The sequence below is a fragment of the Pseudarthrobacter sp. NIBRBAC000502770 genome (assembly GCF_006517815.1).
Lineage (GTDB): Bacteria > Actinomycetota > Actinomycetes > Actinomycetales > Micrococcaceae > Arthrobacter > Arthrobacter niigatensis.
The window spans coordinates 2,004,519-2,024,559 of sequence record NZ_CP041198.1 but is presented as its reverse complement, the minus strand read 5'-3'; the positions used below and the strand labels follow the sequence as shown (position 1 = coordinate 2,024,559).

The window sequence follows — 20,041 nt, the reverse complement described above, 5'->3', positions numbered from 1 at the left end:
ACGCCTGCCCGGGGGACGGAAGTGCGCGCACGCAATCCAGGTTTCAGGGAGTTCCATGAACGCCGTCCAGAGGTTCATCAGAAGCAGGGTGCTGCTGTTGACCGCGGCCATCTTGATCGCAGCCATGTGCTTGTCGGTCGTCGTCCAAAGCCAGTCACAGGCTGCACTCAACCGGACGGTCGATGAAAACTCGAGGGGTCTCTACGACATCCTGGTCCAGGCCAAGGCGCCCTCCGGGGCGCTTCTGCAGCCCGAAATCGCCAACGGCGCGGGCGGCATCGGCTTCGACCAGCTGGACTCCATCCGGAAGCTGTCCGGCACGTCCGTGGCCGCCCCCATCAGCCTGGTCTCGCGCGTCACCCAGAACCTGGAGACGCCCCGCCTCGACGCCATGGATTACCTGGGCTACAACGCCGGACTGGCCGGCACCGCCACGGCGGACCAGGCCGCCGGCGCCACCGCCCCGGACAAGTGGCCGGCAGCGGAGTCCGTCCTGACCGATGCCGCCAAGAAGTACCGCCTCACCGCCAGCGCCGTGAGCTCCGACGGGAACTCCGAGCAAACCCTGTTCAAGACCACGGCCGAGGGCACGCTGGGCAAGGCGAAGCTCGTCGAGGAGAAGGCCGCCGGCGGCAGCAGCATCCGCATCGCCGCGCCGGCAGGGGAGACGGGCATCAAGTTCCCTGCGCCCGCCGGCGGGTCCGAGCACAACCTCTTCAACCTCTCCGTGGCACTCCCGATGGCCCCCGAGGTCACCGAATCCGTCGTGGCCGTCGACCCTGCCGCCGAGCGGGCACTCCTCGGTTCCGCCGGCGACTTCCTGGCTCCGCTGGAGAAGGCGCCGCCGGCAGATGCCCGCGACGCCGGCGCCGTGGGCCGCTACCTGGAAGGCCTCTTCACCAGCGGCATCAGCATGGACCAGCTCAAGGAAGGCCCCGACTTCCTGGGCGTTAAGCTCAAGTACTGGGCGCCCCTGATGACCCAGTACCAGCAGGCCAAGCGCAACGGCCAGCTGACCACCGGTTCGCAGGCGGTACCGCTGATCGTGCGCTCCGGCACCTCGCTGGACCTGAAGTACAACGTCAAGATCGAGGAAATTGACGACGCCGGCAAGGTCGTCAAGGACGTCGGCACCGTCTCGAAATCCCTGGGCAAGGATTACCTGCCGTTTGTTTCCAAGGACCCCTTCGTGTTGTCCTGGCCGGGTTCGACCGACCACTCCTCGCTGCTGGGCGCCACCGGCAACTTCAACCCGGGCCTGTACACTCCGGCCAAGTGGAGCACCAATTTCGCCGGCGCCCCCAAGTACACAGACGGAGACACCGCGTCCAACGGTGCCGTGGACAAGACGGCAGTTCCCGGGGATTGGGTCACCGTCAACCGACTTCCCGACAAGGCGTCCAACGGCGCGCCGGTCGACCAGACCCAGCGCAACCCGGTTGACGAGCGGTCCTACCGCGACAACCTGCCCACCGGCCAGCAGCAGTCTGCGCAGCCGCTGCCCATGGTCTACGGTACGTTCGACCCCGCCGCGGTGGAGGCCGCCTCCGGCGACGTCAACAAGCTGCCGCTGGGCGGCTACGATCCCACCCCGTTTACCCTGACAAAGGACGCCTCCGGCAAGGACGTTCCAGCCGCGGAGCTGAAGCCGTCGCTCAGCGCCACCGGACTGGCCAGCCAGTCCGCCGGTGCCATCACGGACTTCTACGGACTCGCCGCCGCGCGCGGCTACAAGCAGAACGCCGCCGTCATCGATGCCATCCGCGTCCGCGCCAAGGCGCCGGGCAGCTGGAAGGACGCCCAGCCTGAGGTGGAGAAGCTCGCCGCGCAGATCCGGGACGTGGGCCTTGACGCCACCGTGGTGGCGGGTTCCGCCCGTGAAGACACCAGCATCTTCGTTCCCGGCTACTCCAAGGACGGCGCCGGAAAGGAATCGGCTCTCGGCACGGTCCAGCAGTCCTGGGTCCGCCAGAATGCCGCGGAGGCCGTGGCAGGGGCACTTTCGGGAACCAACATCACCCTCCTGTTCCTGACGCTGTGCGGGGCGGCACTCCTCACCGGCGCCTCGACTGTGAGCTACATCCGCAAACGCCGCAGTGAGGCCGGAACCCTGCGGGCCATGGGCTGGACCCAGCGCCGGATCCGAAGCTGGGTACTCGAGGAATTCGGCGTCGGGGCCGTGCTGCTTGCCGCGGCGGGCATCGTGCTGAGCCTGCTGAGCTGGAGTCTGGCCACCGCACTGGTGTGCGCCGCCGTCCTGGTGCTCTACTGTGCTGCAGCGCTGTTCGCCGCCCGGCAGCTGCGCCACCGCGACGTGATCGACCAGGAACCGCAGCACGACGAACGCCTCATCCCCGTCGATTCGCCGCTCACCTTCGCCCACCGGCAGCTGAGCACCAACAAGTTCAACACCTTGTCGCTCGCCGTCGCGGTCGGTGTCTTCGGCGCGGCAGTGGGCGGCCTGATTGCCCTGCTGATCGATATTCCCCGCGCCGCCGGTGCCAGCGCATTGAGCGGCCTGGCCGCCGCCAGCGTGACGCTCCCAAGCATCCTGCTGGCACTGTCCGGCGTGGCAGTGGGGCTGGTCCTGACCCTGGTGACGGGCCGGTTCGAGCTCAACGCCAAACGCCAGTACCTGGGCATCCTCCAGGCCATGGGCTGGAACCCGGACATGCTCCGCCAGGTGCGGTTGTTCGAGAACGCGCTGGTGGGAACCGTGGCCCTGCCGCTGGGCGTGCTGGGCGCCCTGGGCATCGGCCTGCTGCTGGCCCCCTATGCAGCCATCTGGGCTGCCGTGGCTGGGCTGGTGGCTGTAATTTGCTGGATACCGATTGCAACGAAAGTGGTCCAATGACAAACCCGACGAACGTCCAGCGGAGCCGCAGGAGCGGCTCCAACGAGGTCCCCCTGCAGACCCGGGCCAACACCATCGTCAAGTCGGCCGACCACGCCACCCCGCTGGAGATGCGCGACATCACCATCCGCTACGGCGGCGGAAAGGGCGGCGCCGAGGCCGTGAGCGTGGTGGAAGGTTTCGACCTGACCCTGCACGCCGGTGAGATGCACTGCGTCGCCGGCCGAAGCGGCTCCGGCAAGACCAGCATCCTGACCGTCGGGGCGGGACTTACCCTGCCGACGTCGGGCCGGGTGTTCTGGGAAGGTGATTCGCTCGAAAGCATGGGCGACGACGAAATCGCCGACCGTCGTCGTGCCCTGATCGGTTACGTGGATCAGGGCGGTGCCCTGATCGACGGCATGAGCGCCCTGGAGAACGTCCTCCTGCCTGCCGTTCCCGACGGCGAGGTGGACCAGCGCCGCGACATGGCCAAGGACCTGCTGGACCTGGTGGGCCTGGGCCGCCGCATGCGGCACCGTCCCGCCCAGCTCTCCGGCGGTGAGCGGCAGCGCGTGGCCATTGCCCGGGCCCTGATCCTCGGCACCCGGGTCCTGGTGGTGGATGAGCCCACCGCCTCCCTGGACCGTGCCTCCGCCAACCGCATCATCAGCATCCTGAAGGACACCACCTCCGACGGCATCGCCGTCCTGGTGGCCTCGCACGACCACGAGCTGGTCCGCCTGAGCGATACCCTGACAGAACTGATCTAGTCCGCCCACCCCGCACCGAAGGTAACCGTCCGCACCGTGACTGCTCCAGAGAAAACGCCGTTCTACATCACCACGGCCATCACCTACCCCAACGGCGTACCGCACATCGGGCACGCCTACGAGTACATTGCCACCGACGCCATGGCGCGCTTCAAGCGGCTGGACGGCTATGACGTGATGTTCCTGACCGGCACCGACGAGCACGGCATGAAAATTGCCCAGACCGCGGAGAAGGAAGGCATCACGCCCAAGGAACTGGTGGACCGGAACGCAGAGGTCTACAAGGCTGCGCATGCCGACCTGGGCATCAGCTACGACCGCTTCATCCGCACCACCGACGAAGACCACTACGCGGCCTCGCAGGCCATCTGGAAGAAGATGGAAGCCAACGGCGACATCTACCTCGACAAGTACGAGGGCTGGTACTCCGTGCGGGACGAGGCCTTCTACGCCGAGGATGAGACGGTGGTGAAGGACGACGGCGTGCGCTACTCGAAAGAGACGGACACCGAGGTGACGTGGACGGCGGAGGAGAGCTACTTCTTCCGGCTCTCCGCCTACCAGGACAAGCTGCTGGCACTGTATGAATCCCACCCGGAGTTCGGCGCACCCCAGTACCGGTTCAACGAGGTCATCAGCTTCGTCAAGCGCGGCCTGGAGGACCTGTCCATCAGCCGCACCACGTTCGACTGGGGCGTTCCCGTGCCCGGCAACGACAAGCACGTCATGTACGTCTGGGTGGATGCGCTGACCAACTACCTCACCGGCGTCGGCTACCCGGATGTGGACTCGGAGAAGTTCCGGAAGTACTGGCCCGCCGACGTCCACATCATCGGCAAGGACATCTCCCGGTTCCACGCCATCTACTGGCCCGCCTTCCTGATGAGTGCCGGGCTGGAACTGCCCAGGCGCGTGATGATCCACGGCTTCCTGCACAACAACGGGGTCAAGATGTCCAAGTCCCTGGGCAATGTGGTGGCGCCGGCGGACTTCGTGGCCCGCTACGGCCTGGACCAGGTGCGGTTCTTCTTCCTGCGCGAGGTCCCGTTCGGCGCCGACGGCAGCTACAACCACGAGGCCATCGTGGGCCGGATGAACGCGGACCTCGCGAACAACTTCGGCAACCTGGCCCAGCGGTCCCTGTCCATGGTGGCGAAGAACTGTGACGCCGCGGTACCCACCCCCGGGGAGCTCACGGCTGCAGACCAGGCAATCCTTGACCAGGCCAACGGCCTGCTGGACGCCGCCCGCGCGGCCTTCGACAAGCAGGAGTTCAGCCGGGCCCTGGAGGCAATCTGGGGCGTGCTGCACCACACCAACGCCTACTTCGCCGAGCAGGCGCCCTGGGTGCTGCGGAAGACCGACGTCGAGCGCATGAACACCGTGCTCTACGTGACGCTGGAGGTCCTGCGGATCGTGGCCATCCTGGCGCAGCCGGTCATGCCCGGCGCATCCGCCAAGCTGCTGGACGCGCTGGGCCAGGCCGACGGCGGGGCCAGGCAGTTCGCGGCAATCGCCACCCCCATCGTGCCCGGCACCGCACTGCCCGCCCCCGCCCCCGTCTTCCCGAAGTTCGAGGAACCTGCCGAAGCCTGAGGTTTCGGCGCGCGCAGAGGGCAGGTGCCGGGGGTTTCCGCGGCACCTGCCCCTTTTCCGTTCCAGGCGCCTTGGGCGCCGAGGCCGCTACGCGGCGGCGAGCCCCTGGACGGGTGACAGGCGTGCCGCCCGCCGGGCAGGAATGACCGACGCGAGCAGGCCGGCGACGACGGCCACCGCCAGCACGCCCAGCAGTTGCAGCCAGGGGATGGAAGGCGTGACCTCGGCCAGGCTGCCGAGGGCAGACCTGGCGCCCAGCCACCCGTACAGGGTTCCCAGCGCAGCGCCGAGCAGCGCCGCGACGCCGGCCACCAGGGCCGCTTCAAGGGCAAGCATCCCCCGCAACTGGCCTTTGGTAAGGCCCAGCGCCCGGAGCAGGGAGTTCTCCCTGGTCCGTTCGAGCACGGACAGCGACAAGGTGTTTGCCACCCCGATCAGCGCGATCAGCACTGCCACCCCCAGCAGGCCGGTCACCACCAGGAGCAGTACGTCGATGACTTCATTGAAGGTGACGCGTTCTATGGCGGCACCACTGACGGCTCCGACAGACACGCCTGCTGCCCCGGCAACAGCGGACTGGATGTCCCTGATCCGGTCCGCGGACAGCGGCCCGTTGGCCGGAGCGTCCGCAAGGCGCAGCCAGATGGCGCTTGCCGCCGGTCCGGTGACATCGATTCCTGCGGTGTCTGCTGAGGAAACTCCCCGCAGCGGGCCAAACCGGCGGGCGGTGTCAGTGGACACCAGGGCCGGGATGTTGCGGGTCCTCAGCACCACGGCTTCCAAAGTGACCGTTCCGGCAGTGCCGTTGACCTCAACGGAGCCGGCCGGGGAGCCTTCCGGCAGGTAGATCCTGCCCGGCTCCAGGGTGATCGTAGTGTCACGGAGCAACTGGCCGGCCTCCGCCGCGTCAAGGGCATAGACGGGACCTTCCATGTCCCCGTCGCGCATGGTGCCTGCTGCCGGCAGCAGGGCTGCAGCTGCGACGCCGTCCACCCGTGCTGCTGCGTCACGCCCGGCGTCTGTCAGTGCATCCCCGGTAAGGGCCATATCCACGGGGTAAGTCCCGGCGAGGGCGTTGTCAAATGCCTGGCGGGCCGTGGCGGCCCCGGTCATCATCAGGGACACGAGCGTGACGCCGATCAGCAGGGCGGCGGCAGTGACGGAGGTCCGGGCCGGGTTGCGGACGGCATTGAGCGCTGCCAGCTTCCCGGGTACGCCTGCAGGGGCAGCCAGCCGTCCCGCGAGGCCCACCAGCCGCGGCACGAACAGGGTGGCGCAGAGCAGGACTCCGACGAACGACAGCACGCCGCCGGCAAAAGCCACCACCAGCATCACGGCCGCGGCGCCGAACGCCAGCAGCGGGACGCCGAGGGCCAGGGCGCCAAGGCCCAGGACCAGCCGCACGCGGCCGCGCCGGTTCCCGATTCCGGCATCGTCAGCCGGCCGGAGTGCAGCAAGCGGAGCCACGGCCGTGGCCGCCTTCGCCGGAACCAAGGCGGCGCCCACGGTCAGCAAAGTACCCACTGCCAGCCCCGCGATGACGGATGACGGCGGGACGGCCATGGTGGCAAAGGCCATGTCCGGCTGCATTCCGGCCCAGCCGATCAGGGCTGCCATCAGGCCAACCGCGGCGAGCACGCCCGCCGCGGACGACACCAGGCCCACCACCAGGGCTTCGGCCAGGACCGAGCTGCGAACCTGGCTCCGGCCCGCGCCCAGGCACCTGAGCAGCGCCAGTTCCCTGGTGCGCTGCGCCACCAGCACCGCGAAGGTGTTGGACACCACCAGGCCGGAGACCAGCAAGGCCACGCCCGCGAAAGCCAGCAGGATGATTGTCAGTTCGTCCTGGCCTCCGGTCATCATCGCCACCTGGGCGGTAACCTGCTCGTCCGCGGTTTTGACCTGGGCGCCGGTGCCGGCGACCGCAAGGGCTGCCAGTACGTTCCGGCCGGCTTCGGCGGCGTCCGCACCCGGGGCCAGGGCGAGCTGGATGCTCCCGTATCCGGCGGCATCGCCCGTCGCGGCTCCCGGGCCCGGTGTCCCCGCTGCCAGTGCGCTGACGGCCGGTGTCCCCGCGAGGACCTGGGGGAGGGCAGAGGCGAAGGGGTCGTTGCTGCCGCGCAGGATCCCGGTGACGGTCATCGCCACCGTTACGGCGCCGTCCGGCCCCCTGAGGAGCAGTGGGTCGCCGACCTGCAGCCCGTAGCGGGCGGCCGTGGCCCCGTCCACGGCGACGCCGTCAGCACGTTCCGGAAGGACGCCGTCGGTCACGGCGGCGGTTTCCAGGGCCGCAGGCGCAAGGTTCCGGGCCTGGGCGGACACCTCCTGGCCGCCGGCGGTGAACTCCGCGTAGGCCTGCAGCCGGCCGTAGGCCTCCGTCACGCCAGGCACGGCACGGACCGCTGCCAGGGCGGCATCATCGAAGGTCCCCGTGTCCGGGAGCGCGACGAGGCCTGCCTTGCTGTAGGCCTCGCCGAGGCTGGCGCCCAGCGACGCCCGGGTGCTGGCCCCAACCATCAGGGTGGTGGACAGGAAGGCCACTGACAGCATCACTGCCAGGCCGACGGCAATGAACCGGCGGCTGTGGGACTGGAATTGCGAGAGGGCAACGCGCAGCATGCTCAGCCTCCCAGCTTGCCGAGGGCAGCGAGGACGGACCCGGCTGTGGGCTCGGCGATCTCGCCTACCAGGCCGCCGTCACTCATCAGGACCACCCGGTCGGCGTAGCTGGCCGCCACCGGATCGTGGGTGACCATGATGATCGTCTGGCCCATTTCCCGGCTGCTGCGGCGCAGCAGTGCCAGGACCTCGCCACCAGCCGTTGAATCAAGGTTGCCGGTGGGTTCATCCCCGAACACGACGTCGGGCCGGGTCAGCAGGGCCCGGGCCACGGCCACCCGCTGCTGCTGGCCGCCGGAAAGCTCGTGCGGCCGGTGCCGGAGCCTGTCCCTGAGGCCAAGCGTGGCAACCACCGTGTCGAACCAGGCGGCATCGGTGGCCTTGCTTGCCAGTGCCAGCGGCAGGGTGATGTTTTGTTCAGCGGTCAGGGTGGGCACGAGGTTGAAGGCCTGGAAGACGAAACCGATCCGGTCGCGGCGAAGCGTGGTGAGCTGCTTGTCATTCAAGGCCGTGATGTCCGTCCCACCCACCAGGATCTGGCCGGAGTCGGCGGTGTCCAGGCCGGCGAGGCAGTGCATCAGGGTCGACTTGCCTGAGCCGGAGGGTCCCATGATGGCGGTGAAGCGGCCTGCGTCGAAGTTGACGCTGACCTCGCGCAGGGCGCTGACCCGGGTAGCGCCGCGGCCGTAGTTCCTGGTGAGGGACAGCGCCTGGACGGCGGGGGAGGAAGCGGCGTTTCCCCTGTTCAAAGCAGGGTGGGCATGCATGGAAGTTGTCATGGTTCCACGCTATGGCGGGCCACCGTGCCGGGGGATCGCCCGGTGGTCTGGTCCTGCCGGCGGCAGGCTCATACCCAGGTCTGACCTTGGTGCTGCGGGAACTACCCTCCAGGGGTGACCACGCCGGTCTCGTAGGCGATCACGACAGCCTGGACCCGGTCCCGCGCCCCCAGTTTGGCCAGGATATGCCCCACGTGGGTTTTGACGGTCGCTTCGGAGACGAACAGGCCTGCCGCGATCTCAGGATTGGAACGCCCGTGTGCCATGAGGGTGAACACTTCGCGCTCGCGGGCCGTGAGCCGTGCGACGGCCGCGTAGTCTTCGGGGCGTTCGTTGCCCTGGGCGCGCAGCAGCGGCGCGACGTGGTCCAGGAGCCGGCGGGTGGTGGAGGGCGCGATGACGGCGTCGCCGCGGTGCACCGTCCGGATGGCGTCCAGCAGTTCCTCCGGCGGAGCGTCCTTGAGCAGGAAGCCGCTGGCTCCGGCCTGGATGGCAGCCAGCGCATACTCGTCCAGGTCGAACGTTGTCAGGACGACAACGCGAAGGTCAGCCCTGGCGGACCCGGCAGGAGCCACAGCAGCGCGTTCCATGAGCTGGCGGGTGGCTTCAATGCCATCCATCCCCGGCATGCGCACATCCATCAGGACAACGTCGGCGGCTGCCGCGCCGAGGGCTTGGAGTGCTTCGAGGCCGTTGCCCGCCTCGGCCACGACGTCAAGGTCCGGCTGGGAATTGATCAGCATGCCCAATCCCGAGCGCACGAGTTGCTGGTCATCGACCAGCGCCACCCGGATCGGGGACGCAGCGTCGCGTTCTACTGTCAAAGTCATGCTCAAGCCTCTGTGTAGGGGAGGAAGGCCGAAACCTGAAAGCCCCCGCCAGCGGCCGGGCGGGCCACCAAGGAACCATCGTAAAGGTTGATGCGCTCCCGCATGCCCCGCAGCCCGTTACCTCCGTCGTCCCCGGCACTTGCCGCGGGATCGGCAGATGCGCCCCGGCCGTCGTCGTGCACGTCGATCTGGAGCCCCCGCTGCTGCCACCGGACCGAAACCCGGGCCCGGGCCAGCGGGCCTGCATGTTTGAGGACGTTGGTCAGGGATTCCTGGAGGACCCGGTACGCCGTGAGTTCGGCGCCCGCCGGCAGGGTGCGCCGCGGCGATCCCAGCTGTTCGATGTCCAGCGGCAGTCCGGCCGCGCGGAACCCCTGGAACAGGTCATCAAGGTCCGCAAGCCCGGGCAATGGGCGGGTGGTGGATTCATCGCCGTGCCGCAACACGCCCAGCAAACGGCGCATTTCCGCCAGCGATGTCCGTGCCGTGGCAGCGACGGTGGCCAGCGTTTTCGTGGCCACGGCCGGGTTGGCCGCCGCGGCGTACCGTGCACCGTCGGACTGGGTGATGATTACGGACAGGGAATGCGCCACGATGTCGTGCATTTCACGGGCGATGTGGGCGCGTTCATCGGCGGCGGCCAGGGAGCGTTCCTGCTGTTGTTCGATTTCGAGCCGGCGGGCACGGTCCGCGAGGGTCTGCAGTTGCTGGCGGCGGACGCGTGTCAGGTCCCCCAGGGTCCAGCTGAACAGGACCAGCATCCAGATCAGGACGGTGTACACGGCGCTGATGGTGAGGCCCAGCACGCCGGTCTGGGCTGTGCTGCTGAGGTTTCGGCTGGTCAGCAGGACCCCGCCCAGCAAGCCCAGGACCAGGACCGACCGGCTGGCCCAGGCAGGACCATAGGCGGCAACGGCATAGATGATCAGCGGAACGGCCACCAATCCCGCCAGGGGCTCCAGCCCGGTTGCCCACAACGCCAGGGATGCCAGTAAAGTGGCGCCGGCTGCAGGCACCGGCCTGGTGCGCCGCCATGCCAGCGGCACCACCAGGGCGCTGGACAGCACGAAGTGCCAGGGGCGGTCTGCCATGAGGTATACCGGGCCGCAGAAAAGCAGGAGCGCCAGCATGAAGACCAGGTCCACCCGAAAAGTGTTAACCCGGAGCCAGTGATAAACCTTGTGCCGTAATTCCACCCCGGAACTCTATGCTGTTGCGGTGGCGGGTGCCTCATACCTGGGGCTGATCTCGCTCCGCTTGTTGCGTTCCACCGGCGACTCCGGACGAGGTGTCCGAAATGTGGGACGGTTTGCCCACCATATGGATGACTTGGCTACCCTGAAAATATGAGCAAATCCTCCATCGATCTTGCAGTTATTCCCGGCGACGGCATCGGCCCCGAAGTCATCGCCGAGGCCCTCAAAGTCCTGGAAAAGGCTGTGGCGGCGGAGGGCGTGGAGCTCCAGCCGACCCACTACGAACTCGGCGCCGAGCACTGGCTTGCCACGGGCGAGACCCTGCCGGACGGGGTCCTCGCAGACCTTAGGACACGCGATGCCATCCTCTTCGGCGCGGTGGGTGCCGCCCCCGGCGATACCCGCATTCCGTCCGGCATCATCGAGCGCGAACTGCTCCTCAAGCTCCGGTTCAGCCTGGACCACTACGTCAACCTGAGGCCTTCCCGGCTTTACGGAACCGTCGGCAGCCCCCTGGCCAACCCCGGCACCATCGACTTCATCGTGGTCCGCGAAGGAACCGAAGGGCCGTACGTGGGCAACGGCGGCACGCTCCGGGCGGGCACCCCGCATGAAGTAGCCACGGAAGTTTCCTTGAACACCGCCCACGGCGTGGAGCGCGTGGTCCGCGACGCGTTCCGCCGTGCCAGCCTGCGGGAACGCAAGCACGTCACCCTGGTGCACAAGCACAACGTCCTGGTCTTCGCAGGGCACCTGTGGAAGCGCACCGTCGAAGCCGTGGCCCAGGAATTCCCTGAGGTCACCCACGACTACCTCCACGTGGATGCCGCCACCATCTTCATGGTCACGGACCCGTCCCGCTTCGACGTCATCGTCACCGACAACCTGTTCGGCGACATCATCACGGACCTCGCTGCCGCCATCACCGGCGGCATCGGCCTGGCGGCCTCCGGCAACATCAACATGGACCGGACCGCGCCGTCCATGTTCGAGCCGGTCCACGGTTCGGCGCCGGACATCGCCGGCCAGGGCAAGGCCGACCCCACCGCCGCGATCCTCTCCGCGGCACTCCTGCTGGACCACCTGGGGTACGCAGAAGCCGCACGCCGGATCGAAGCCGCTGTGGTTCAGGACGTCGAAAAGCGCGATGGCACGGCCCGCAGCACCAGCGCCGTCGGCGACGCCATCGCCGCGGGACTCTAGCCCACGCCGGGGGCCCCGGCTTCGGGCGTAAGCTTTACTCGAATCACCAAATGCCGCCTCGCCGTTCAGCGCTGAACCCCGGGGCGGCCGATCGTGGAGGAACCATGACTCAGACCGCCCATGGCGTCGAATTCACCCGGCAGCCCTCGGAGAACCCGAAGTCCGCCGAAGAGCGTGCAGCCATCCTGGCAAACCCGGGATTCGGCAACTACTTCACCGACCACACCGCCATCGTCGACTACAGCGTGGACGCGGACGGCAACGGCGGCTGGCACGATGCCCGGATCGAACCGTACGGCCCGATCGTCCTCGACCCTTCCGCTGCCGTATTCCACTACGGCCAGGAGATCTTCGAAGGACTCAAGGCCTACCGGCACGCCGACGGCTCCGTCTGGACCTTCCGCCCCGAGGCCAACGCGGCGCGGCTGAACAAGTCTGCCCGCCGCCTTGCCCTGCCCGAACTGCCGGCCGAATACTTCCTTGGCGCCATCCGTGAACTGGTTGCCGTGGACAAGGAATGGGTGCCCTCCGGTGACGGCGAGGCCCTGTACCTGCGGCCCTTCATGATCGCCACCGAGGCCTTCCTGGGTGTCCGGGCCGCCCGTGAAGTGTCCTTCCGGGTGATCGCCTCGCCGGCCGGCAACTACTTCGGCGGGGAGCTCAAGCCCGTCTCCATCTGGATCTCGCGCCATTACGCCCGTGCAGGCCGCGGCGGCACCGGCGACGCCAAGTGCGGCGGCAACTACGCGGCCTCGCTGATCGCCCAGCAGGAGGCGGAGGCCAACGGCTGCAAGCAGGTGCTGTTCCTGGACCAGGCCAACGACAACGCCGTGGAAGAGCTGGGCGGCATGAATGTGTTCTTCGTCATGAAGGACGGCTCCCTGGCCACGCCCGCCCTCACCGGCACCATCCTCGAAGGCGTTACCCGGATGTCAGTGATCCAGGTGGCCAAGGACATGGGCCGCGAGGTGGCGGAGCGGAAGATCACCCTGGACGAATGGCGCGACGGCGTGGCCTCCGGGGACATCACCGAGGTCTTCGCCTGCGGCACGGCCGCGGTGATCACCCCCATCGGGGTCCTGAAGGACGCCACCGAGTTCATCGGTTCCGAGGACGCCAGGGCCGGCCAGGTCACCATGGCCATCCGCGGGAAGCTCCTGGGCATCCAGACCGGCGCAGAGCCGGATACCCACGGCTGGCTCACCCGGCTGGCCTAGTTTCAAGCTTCAACGCACGACGGCGCCTGCCGGACTTTGGTCCGGCAGGCGCCGTTTTGTGTTCCTTCCGGCGGCGGGATGTCAGCGGCGCGCGGCTTTCCGCGCAGCGTTCTTCATCGCTTTCCGGGACACGGGCTTGAGTGCCTTCCGGGCCGCCTCTTCCGCCAAGGCCCTGTTGCGCCGGGCGTCGATGAGGTCGTTCCAGAGCGTGGTGGCGAAGACGCCGCCGTCCTGGGCGTAGACGTCGTAGGGGTAGCCGGCGTACACGGAGGGAGTGGTGCCGCCGTTAAACAGGTCCTTCCCGTTGGCCTTGGCGACGGCGTCGCCAATGGCCCAGGTCCGGGTCAGGTGGCTGGTGAGGTTCTCCTGCACGAACACACTGGCATCGCTGGACCGGGAAGCCTCTTCCAGCAGCGTCTCCAGATCCGCCGCCAGCAGCGCCGAGCCGGCCTGGTCCGCGGGAGCGGAGGCATCGGCCAGTTCCGCGGCGACGCTGCTGACGGCATCGGTCCAGTCCCGGGTTTCCCGGAACTTCTTCCACGTGGGGAACCAGATGATGCTGCCCGTGGCGTGGTTATGGATGTGCAGCAGCCCCGTGGCCTTTTCGGTGGCCGAATGGTCGTTGCCGTCGGCGTCCGCCTGGGCGAGAAGGTCTGTCAGTGATGCTGTGCTCATGGGTGGCGTCCGGCTTCCTGCTGGAGATCGTGGTGCTGTCCTTGGTGCCAACCCGAAGCTCGTGCCGTTCTATTCCGCTGCCGGGGATGTGAGGGACTGGGGAGGACCAGCCGTTGATGCAAGGATGGGTCAGTGACTTTCCATCCCGGCCCGGTCCTGCAGCGGAGCAGCGCGCTTACGCAATTCTTCCTCGCCCCCAATCCGGGCCCTATGAGTTTGGACGGCACCAACTCCTATGTCCTGAGGGGGACGCAAGGCGCCTCCGCCGTCGTGGTGGTTGACCCAGGACCCGACGATGAACCGCACCTGCAGGCACTGGCCGGTGCCGGCGTCGTCGAACTGATCCTGGTGACCCACCGGCATGCGGACCACACCGCGGGGTCCGCGCGCCTGCACGGGCTCACCGGCGCACCAGTCCGCGCAATGGATGCCAACCACTGCCATGGCGGGGGAGAACCCCTGGCGTCCGGTGAAGTTATCCGGGCGGCAGGGCTGGAGATATTGGTGGCAGCCACGCCGGGCCACACCTCCGACTCCGCCTGTTTCCACCTGCCGGCGGACGGGCAGCACGGGTCGGTGCTCACGGGGGACACCATCCTTGGCCGGGGGACCACCGTGCTGGATTATCCGGACGGGACGCTGGGCGATTACCTCGCCTCCCTGGACCTGCTGGAGTCCCTGGGGCCTGCCACGGTACTTCCTGCGCACGGCCCGGTGCTGGCGTCCCTGGAGTCTGCGGCCCGCGGCTATCGGGCGCACCGGGAGGAGCGGCTGGCGCAGATCCGTGCCGTGCTTGACCGGCTGGGCCGGGACGCGTCCATAGGGGAGGTGGCTGACGCCGTCTATGCCGACGTCGGCCCTTCCGTCCGGCGTGCGGCCGAACTGTCCGTGGCAGCGCAGCTTTCCTACCTGCGCGGCGGCGGAAGCGAAGGGCGGCCCGCCCTGCGGGGACGGTAGGGTAGGAGCCATGCGTATTGCCAGGTTTGTCGTCGATTCCGATCCCCTGTACGGCGTTGTGGAAGGTGAGCCAGGCAGTGAGGAAATCACTGTCATCCACGGCGACCCCTTCTTCAACGGTGTGGAGCGCACGTCCGTGCGCCACAAGCTGGAGGACGTCCGGCTGCTTGCACCCATCATTCCGCGCAGCAAGGTGATCGGCGTGGGCCGGAACTTCGTGGAGCACGCCCATGAGCTCGGCAATGAGGTACCTGCCCAGCCGTTGCTGTTCCTGAAGCCGAACACCGCAGTCGTTGGTCCCAATGATCCCGTAGTGCTGCCGGAGTTCTCCGAGGAAGTCTCCTTCGAAGCTGAGCTGTGCGTGGTGATCGGCCGCATCTGCAAGGATGTGCCGGAAGACCGCGTGGACGATGTCATCTTCGGCTACACCTGCGGCAACGACCTCACTGCCCGTGACGTGCAGAAAACCGACCTGCAGTGGACCCGCGCCAAGGGCTTCGACACCTCCGCCCCGCTGGGTCCCTGGATCGAGACCGACCTGGACACGGAGGACCTGCAGATCCAGGGCCGGCTCAACGGCGAGGTGCGCCAGGACGGCAGCACCAGCCAGATGATCCGTGGCGTGCGGGAACTGGTCTCCGTAGTGTCGCAGGCCTTCACCCTGCTGCCCGGCGACGTGATCATGACCGGCACGCCGGCCGGCGTGGGGCTGGTCAAGGAGGGCGACCGCTTCGAGGTGGAAATCGAGGGCATCGGCCGGCTGTCCAACCCGATCGTCCGCCGCTAGCACCCTGCCCGAGGGCGGAAATCGGGGCCAGGCGGGGCGGGTAAAGTTGAAGCCACTATGAGTATCGCTTCTTCGTCACCTGCCGCCTCCATCCCGCCCGTCACCGCCGAAACTCCCGTCCGGGTCCGTTTCTGCCCGTCGCCGACGGGCACCCCGCACGTGGGACTGATCCGGACGGCGCTGTTCAACTGGGCCTACGCGCGCCACACCAAGGGCACGCTGGTCTTCCGGATCGAGGACACGGACGCGGCACGCGACAGCGAGGAAAGCTACCACCAGCTGCTCGACGCGCTGAAGTGGCTGGGCATCGACTGGGACGAGGGCGTGGAGGTGGGCGGCCCGCATGAGCCGTACCGGCAGTCCCAGCGCGGCGACATCTACCAGGACGTCATCAAGAGGCTGCACGAGGGCGGATTCATCTACGAGTCCTTCTCCACCCCGGAGGAGATCGAGGCACGCCACCGTGCCGCAGGCAGGGACCCGAAGCTGGGCTATGACGGATTCGACCGGCACCTGACCGAGGAGCAGCTGGCACAGTACCGGGCCGAGGGCCGGCAGGCTGTGCTTCGCCTGCGCATGCCGGACGAGGACATCACGTTCACCGACCTGGTCCGCGGCGACATCACCTTCAAGGCAGGATCCGTCCCCGACTTCGCCGTCGTGCGGGCCAACGGCGCACCGCTGTACACCCTGGTGAACCCGGTGGATGACGCACTGATGGGCATCACGCACGTGCTCCGCGGGGAGGACCTGCTCAGCTCCACGCCGCGCCAGGTCGCCCTCTACCGGGCCCTCTACGCCATCGGCGTTGCCGAGTACATGCCGGAATTCGGCCACCTGCCGTACGTCATGGGCCAGGGCAACAAGAAGCTTTCCAAGCGCGACCCCGAGTCCAGCCTGTTCCTGCACCGCGAGCGGGGCTTCATTCCGGAGGGGCTGTTGAACTACCTGTCCCTGCTGGGCTGGTCCCTCAGCGCAGACGAGGACATCTTCACGGTGGAGCAGCTCGTTGAGCATTTCGACATCCATGACGTCCTGGGCAATCCTGCCCGCTTTGACCTGAAGAAGGCCGAAGCCATCAACGGCACCCACGTCCGGATGCTTGAACCCAAGGACTTCCGCGACCGCGTGGCACACTACCTGCGCGAAGCCGGCCTGGTGGGGGAGATCCTCACCGACCGCGAGGAGGAGATCCTCACCGAAGCGGCACCCCTGGTCCAGGAGCGCATCACGCTGCTGGGGGAAGCGCCGGAGATGCTGGCTTTCCTGTTCAAGGCGGACGACGCCGTCGACGTTGCCGACGACGCACGCAAGGGCCTCCCCGCGAACCTCTCCGAGGTGCTGGATGCCGCACTCGACGCGCTGGAACCGGTGGCAGACTGGACGGCGGAGAACATCCAGGCCGCACTCAAGGAGGCCCTCGTGGAAAACATGGGCATCAAGCCGCGCCTCGCGTTCGGCCCGGTCCGCACGGCCGTTTCCGGCCGCCGCGTGTCGCCGCCGCTGTTTGAGTCCATGGTGATTCTGGGCAAGGAGTCCTCCCTGCGCCGGCTCCGCGCCTTCCGCGGCTGATGGCCGCTCCCAGCCAAGCACGCACCGGCGTGCTGCAGACGCCCTTCGGCGCTGTCCGCGGCGTCCTGTTCGACATTGATGACACCCTGGTGGACCTCGAATATTCGATGACCACCGCCCTGCGCGAGGTCAGTGAACACCTCCTCCCCGGCCTGGACCAGGCCGGGTGGGAGCGGTTCGGCCGGATCTTCACCCACGAAACCACGCATTACTACGACCGGTACCTTGCAGGTGAGCTGACGTTCAACGAACAGCGCCTGCTGCGGGGCAGGGCGGCCCTGGGGCACTTCGGCGTGGAACTGGCCGACGGTGAGGAATCCCACCGGTGGCTCAGCGCCTACGTGGAGAAGCAACCCGCGTACGTCAAGGCGTTTCCCGACGTTTTACCCCTGCTGGATGTCCTCGACAGCGCGGGCGTCCCCTACGGGGCAGTGAGCAACAACGTCCACGATTACCAGCGGGCAAAACTGGACGGCGCCGGACTGGAACGGATCGTCCACCTGGTGGGTACCGACACGCTTGGCGTGGCCAAGCCACACCCGGCAATGTACCTGGAGGGGGTCAGGCTGCTGGGCACGCCCGCTTCGGAGACACTGTACGTGGGCGATAACCGGCTGCTGGATGCCGAGGGCTCGACGGCGGCCGGCCTGGTGGGCGTGTGGCTCAACCGAGGGGGCGAGGTCGTCGAGGATTTCGACGGCGGCATCGTCGCCTCCCTGGCCCAGCTGCTGCAGTAGCCTCCGTACACTACGACCGCGGTCCTGTCCCAGGACCGCGGTCGTTGCCCGTCGGCGCTCCCTCCGTCAGGCCGCTGCGTCAGGTTGCTGCGGCGGGCCGCAAGGAACGCCTGCGGAGGAGCAGGTAGGCCCCCACTGCGGAGGCCACCAGAAGTGCCACCAGCAGCAGCGCGACCACAGGGTTGTCCAGCCACGACGACGGAGAGACAGCAGCCACTTTGGAGTGCAGCTCCTGCGTGCCGGCGGCGATCCTTGAATTGCCGTCGGCCAGCTTGCCCGCGCCGTCGGCCAGCTTGCCCGAGCCGTCATCAAGCTTGCCGTTGCCGTCGGCCAGCTGCCCGGTTCCGTCAGCGAGCTGGGCTGATCCCGCCTGCAGCTGACCTGTTCCGCGGCTTAGCGCAACGGTGCCGTCCGAGAGCGCCTCGGTTCCGGCCAGCAGTCCCGGGTTCTCCGGGTCGCCGCCGCCGTTGATCCCCGCGCTGAGTTTGGTGGTGCCGTCCTGCAGGTTGTTCGCCGCGTAAATCAGGCCCGGGCTGTCCGGGTTGCCGGGGACACCATCCATTCCCACCCTGATCTTCGCCGTGCCTTCCGCCAGCATGGACGTGCCCAGTACGACGCCCGGGTTCTGCGGGTCCGTTGCATTGAGCTTTTCCGCCAGGGTAGCGAAGCCCGCCTTCAACCGGCCCGCGCCGTCGTTTAACTGGCCGGCCCCGGCGGCCAGGCTGCCGGTTCCGGCCTTAAGCTGCCCGGCGCCGTCGTTAAGTTTTGCTGCCCCCGCGTCAAGCTGGCCCGCTCCCGCATAGGCACGGCGCCCGCCGTCGGCCAGCTTGGCGATCTGGTCCTTGATCACCGCCAGGGGCACCAGGCCCTGGGGACCGTTCGCGGCCGCTTCAAGCTGGTCCAGGCCCTGGCTGAGCGCGGCGAGTCCGTCGCCCTTGGTGGGGTCGTTGCCCGCGCCGGGGTAGCCCTTCAACTGGGCTGTGCCGTTCTTCAGCGCGGCGGTCCCCGCGGTCAAGCTGGTGGCACCGGCGTCGAGCTGTCCGGCGCCGCCCGCGAGCTGGCCCGCTCCCGCTGCCAGCTGCCCCGCGCCGTCTGCAAGGTTGTTCGGTGCGTTTCCGGAAGCTGTGGGAGTCAGTGCCGCTGAGAGGGCCACGGCGCCTGCCTGGAGCTTCCGGGCGCCGTCATCCACCTGGTAGACACCCGGAACAAGTTTGTTCAGGACGTCGTTTTGCAGCTTCGTGGTCCCGGCATGCAGCTTATCCACCCCAGGTGCGAGCTGGTCGCGGACCCCGGAAAAGATCTTCCCCGCGCCCGCCTGCAGGGCTGCGGCCCCGGTGTTCAATGCCGTGCTGCCGTCCTTGACTTTGACCGATCCGTCCTTCACCTGGACGGCGCCTTTATTCGCGGCGCCAGCCCCTGCGGCCAGCTGGCCGGAACCGTCCTTGAGCTGCGACGCTCCCGCTGCGGCCTGCTCGGCGCCGTCCATGAGCTGGGCCGCGCCGTTGGAGATCTGGCCGGTGAGGTAGGTGTAGAACGCAAGGAAAAGGACAAGCAACAGGGACAACGCGGTGATGGCGATGGACTGTGACCGGGGTCTGGGTTTTGCTGCGGCAATGGTTGCTGTGCGGGTTGTCAACGCTGACACTTCCTAACTTTCCGCCGGACGACGCTGCCCGGGGGCGAAACCGTGGCTGGTAGGGCGTTCCCGTTTTCCTCGTGGGTGACCCAACATGCGGGACAGGGAGATTGTTACCGATGGGTAACTTACTCGAGGGTAACCATAGGACCGGAGGGTGGGCAAGGGTTTATTCCAATCGGTCCACGCAATGGTCCGGACGCGCCGTGGCGCCCGATTTGTGCGAGCCGAAAGTCTCGGGTAAAGTAATTTCTCGTGCTGAGGCGCACGGAGCAGGGAAAAAGCCCTGAAAACCGGCCCGAAAGTGCCATTGGGATATGGTGTAATTGGCAACACTACGGTTTCTGGTACCGTCATTCTAGGTTCGAGTCCTGGTATCCCAGCTCTTGTTTAGTAGCTGATTTCAGCTGCAAAACAGGCGGTTTCCACTCGGTTTTCCGATTTGAAACCACGGCAAGGTGTGTGAAATACTCACTGAGCTTGAGCAGCGGAAACGCTGCCGGAAGTACACGGCCCCATCGTATAGCGGCCTAGTACGCCGCCCTCTCACGGCGGTAACGCGGGTTCGAATCCCGCTGGGGTCACCATCGGAAATGGTCCCGGGCAACAGCCCGGGACCATTTTGGCATCC

The 20,041-nt window shown here is 67.6% G+C and carries 15 protein-coding genes and 2 tRNA genes; 11 read left to right on the top strand and 6 right to left on the bottom strand.

Translation table 11 applies throughout. The features are described 5' to 3' along the window. The first annotated feature begins 55 nt into the window (after positions 1 to 55). From NIBR502770_RS09720 to metG, 3 genes are read left to right on the top strand one after another with little or no spacing between them, the layout of a single operon-like run. Positions 56 to 2,854, top strand: a complete 2,799-nt coding sequence (locus NIBR502770_RS09720; protein ID WP_141181794.1) for an FtsX-like permease family protein — start codon at positions 56 to 58, stop codon at positions 2,852 to 2,854. Then, positions 2,851 to 3,606, top strand: a complete 756-nt coding sequence (locus NIBR502770_RS09715; RefSeq protein WP_141160114.1) for an ABC transporter ATP-binding protein — start codon at positions 2,851 to 2,853, stop codon at positions 3,604 to 3,606. The genes NIBR502770_RS09720 and NIBR502770_RS09715 overlap by 4 nt, the downstream gene beginning before the upstream one ends. Positions 3,607 to 3,642: 36 nt before the next feature. Beyond that, positions 3,643 to 5,202 carry a methionine--tRNA ligase gene (gene metG, locus NIBR502770_RS09710; protein WP_141181793.1) on the top strand — a complete coding sequence of 520 codons (1,560 nt, stop codon included), beginning with the start codon at positions 3,643 to 3,645 and terminating at the stop codon, positions 5,200 to 5,202. 87 nt (positions 5,203 to 5,289) lie between these two features. On the opposite strand, the gene NIBR502770_RS09705 is transcribed toward metG, so the two are convergent. The 4 genes from NIBR502770_RS09705 to NIBR502770_RS09690 all read right to left on the bottom strand — a co-directional run bounded on the left by NIBR502770_RS09705 (position 5,290) and on the right by NIBR502770_RS09690 (position 10,626). Then, positions 5,290 to 7,821, bottom strand: coding sequence for an ABC transporter permease (locus NIBR502770_RS09705; RefSeq protein WP_141181792.1), 2,532 nt, complete (start codon positions 7,819 to 7,821; stop codon positions 5,290 to 5,292). A gap of 2 nt (positions 7,822 to 7,823) precedes the next feature. Beyond that, complete coding sequence (locus tag NIBR502770_RS09700) at positions 7,824 to 8,600, bottom strand: ABC transporter ATP-binding protein (RefSeq protein WP_141160117.1); 777 nt, start codon at positions 8,598 to 8,600, stop codon at positions 7,824 to 7,826. Positions 8,601 to 8,701: 101 nt separating this feature from the next. After that, entirely contained in the window at positions 8,702 to 9,430 is a 729-nt protein-coding gene (locus NIBR502770_RS09695; protein WP_210418939.1) for a response regulator transcription factor, read from the bottom strand. A gap of 2 nt (positions 9,431 to 9,432) precedes the next feature. Continuing rightward, positions 9,433 to 10,626 carry a sensor histidine kinase gene (locus tag NIBR502770_RS09690; RefSeq protein ID WP_141181791.1) on the bottom strand — a complete coding sequence of 398 codons (1,194 nt, stop codon included), beginning with the start codon at positions 10,624 to 10,626 and terminating at the stop codon, positions 9,433 to 9,435. A 150-nt stretch (positions 10,627 to 10,776) separates the two neighbouring features. Between NIBR502770_RS09690 and NIBR502770_RS09685 the strand changes: the two genes are divergently transcribed. Further along, positions 10,777 to 11,829 carry a 3-isopropylmalate dehydrogenase gene (locus NIBR502770_RS09685; protein ID WP_141181790.1) on the top strand — a complete coding sequence of 351 codons (1,053 nt, stop codon included), beginning with the start codon at positions 10,777 to 10,779 and terminating at the stop codon, positions 11,827 to 11,829. Between the two features lie 104 nt (positions 11,830 to 11,933). Next, on the top strand, positions 11,934 to 13,046 hold the full coding sequence (locus NIBR502770_RS09680; RefSeq protein ID WP_141181789.1) for a branched-chain amino acid aminotransferase: 1,113 nt from the start codon (positions 11,934 to 11,936) through the stop codon (positions 13,044 to 13,046). Positions 13,047 to 13,127: 81 nt separating this feature from the next. Here NIBR502770_RS09680 and NIBR502770_RS09675 read toward each other — a convergent pair whose 3' ends face one another. Continuing rightward, on the bottom strand, positions 13,128 to 13,721 hold the full coding sequence (locus NIBR502770_RS09675) for a hypothetical protein (protein WP_141181788.1): 594 nt from the start codon (positions 13,719 to 13,721) through the stop codon (positions 13,128 to 13,130). Between the two features lie 132 nt (positions 13,722 to 13,853). Between NIBR502770_RS09675 and NIBR502770_RS09670 the strand changes: the two genes are divergently transcribed. The 4 genes from NIBR502770_RS09670 to NIBR502770_RS09655 are packed head-to-tail and all read left to right on the top strand — an operon-like array spanning position 13,854 to position 17,774. After that, positions 13,854 to 14,678, top strand: coding sequence for an MBL fold metallo-hydrolase (locus tag NIBR502770_RS09670; protein ID WP_141160122.1), 825 nt, complete (start codon positions 13,854 to 13,856; stop codon positions 14,676 to 14,678). A 10-nt stretch (positions 14,679 to 14,688) separates the two neighbouring features. After that, complete coding sequence (locus NIBR502770_RS09665; RefSeq protein ID WP_056335278.1) at positions 14,689 to 15,465, top strand: fumarylacetoacetate hydrolase family protein; 777 nt, start codon at positions 14,689 to 14,691, stop codon at positions 15,463 to 15,465. 57 nt (positions 15,466 to 15,522) lie between these two features. Then, complete coding sequence (gene gltX, locus NIBR502770_RS09660) at positions 15,523 to 17,037, top strand: glutamate--tRNA ligase (RefSeq protein ID WP_141181787.1); 1,515 nt, start codon at positions 15,523 to 15,525, stop codon at positions 17,035 to 17,037. Further along, positions 17,037 to 17,774 (top strand): HAD family hydrolase, encoded by a 738-nt coding sequence (locus NIBR502770_RS09655; protein ID WP_141181786.1) that lies wholly within the window; start codon positions 17,037 to 17,039, stop codon positions 17,772 to 17,774. Before gltX ends, NIBR502770_RS09655 begins: the two co-directional genes overlap by 1 nt. Positions 17,775 to 17,853: 79 nt before the next feature. Here NIBR502770_RS09655 and NIBR502770_RS09650 read toward each other — a convergent pair whose 3' ends face one another. Continuing rightward, a complete protein-coding gene (locus NIBR502770_RS09650) occupies positions 17,854 to 19,419 on the bottom strand; it encodes a hypothetical protein (RefSeq protein WP_246857455.1) in 1,566 nt (521 codons plus the stop codon). A 302-nt stretch (positions 19,420 to 19,721) separates the two neighbouring features. On the opposite strand from NIBR502770_RS09650, the gene NIBR502770_RS09645 reads away from it, so the two are divergent. Both NIBR502770_RS09645 and NIBR502770_RS09640 read left to right on the top strand, forming a co-directional pair. Next, positions 19,722 to 19,793 (top strand) — tRNA-Gln (locus NIBR502770_RS09645). A 128-nt stretch (positions 19,794 to 19,921) separates the two neighbouring features. Further along, positions 19,922 to 19,997, top strand: a tRNA-Glu gene (locus NIBR502770_RS09640). Positions 19,998 to 20,041 lie beyond the last annotated feature (44 nt).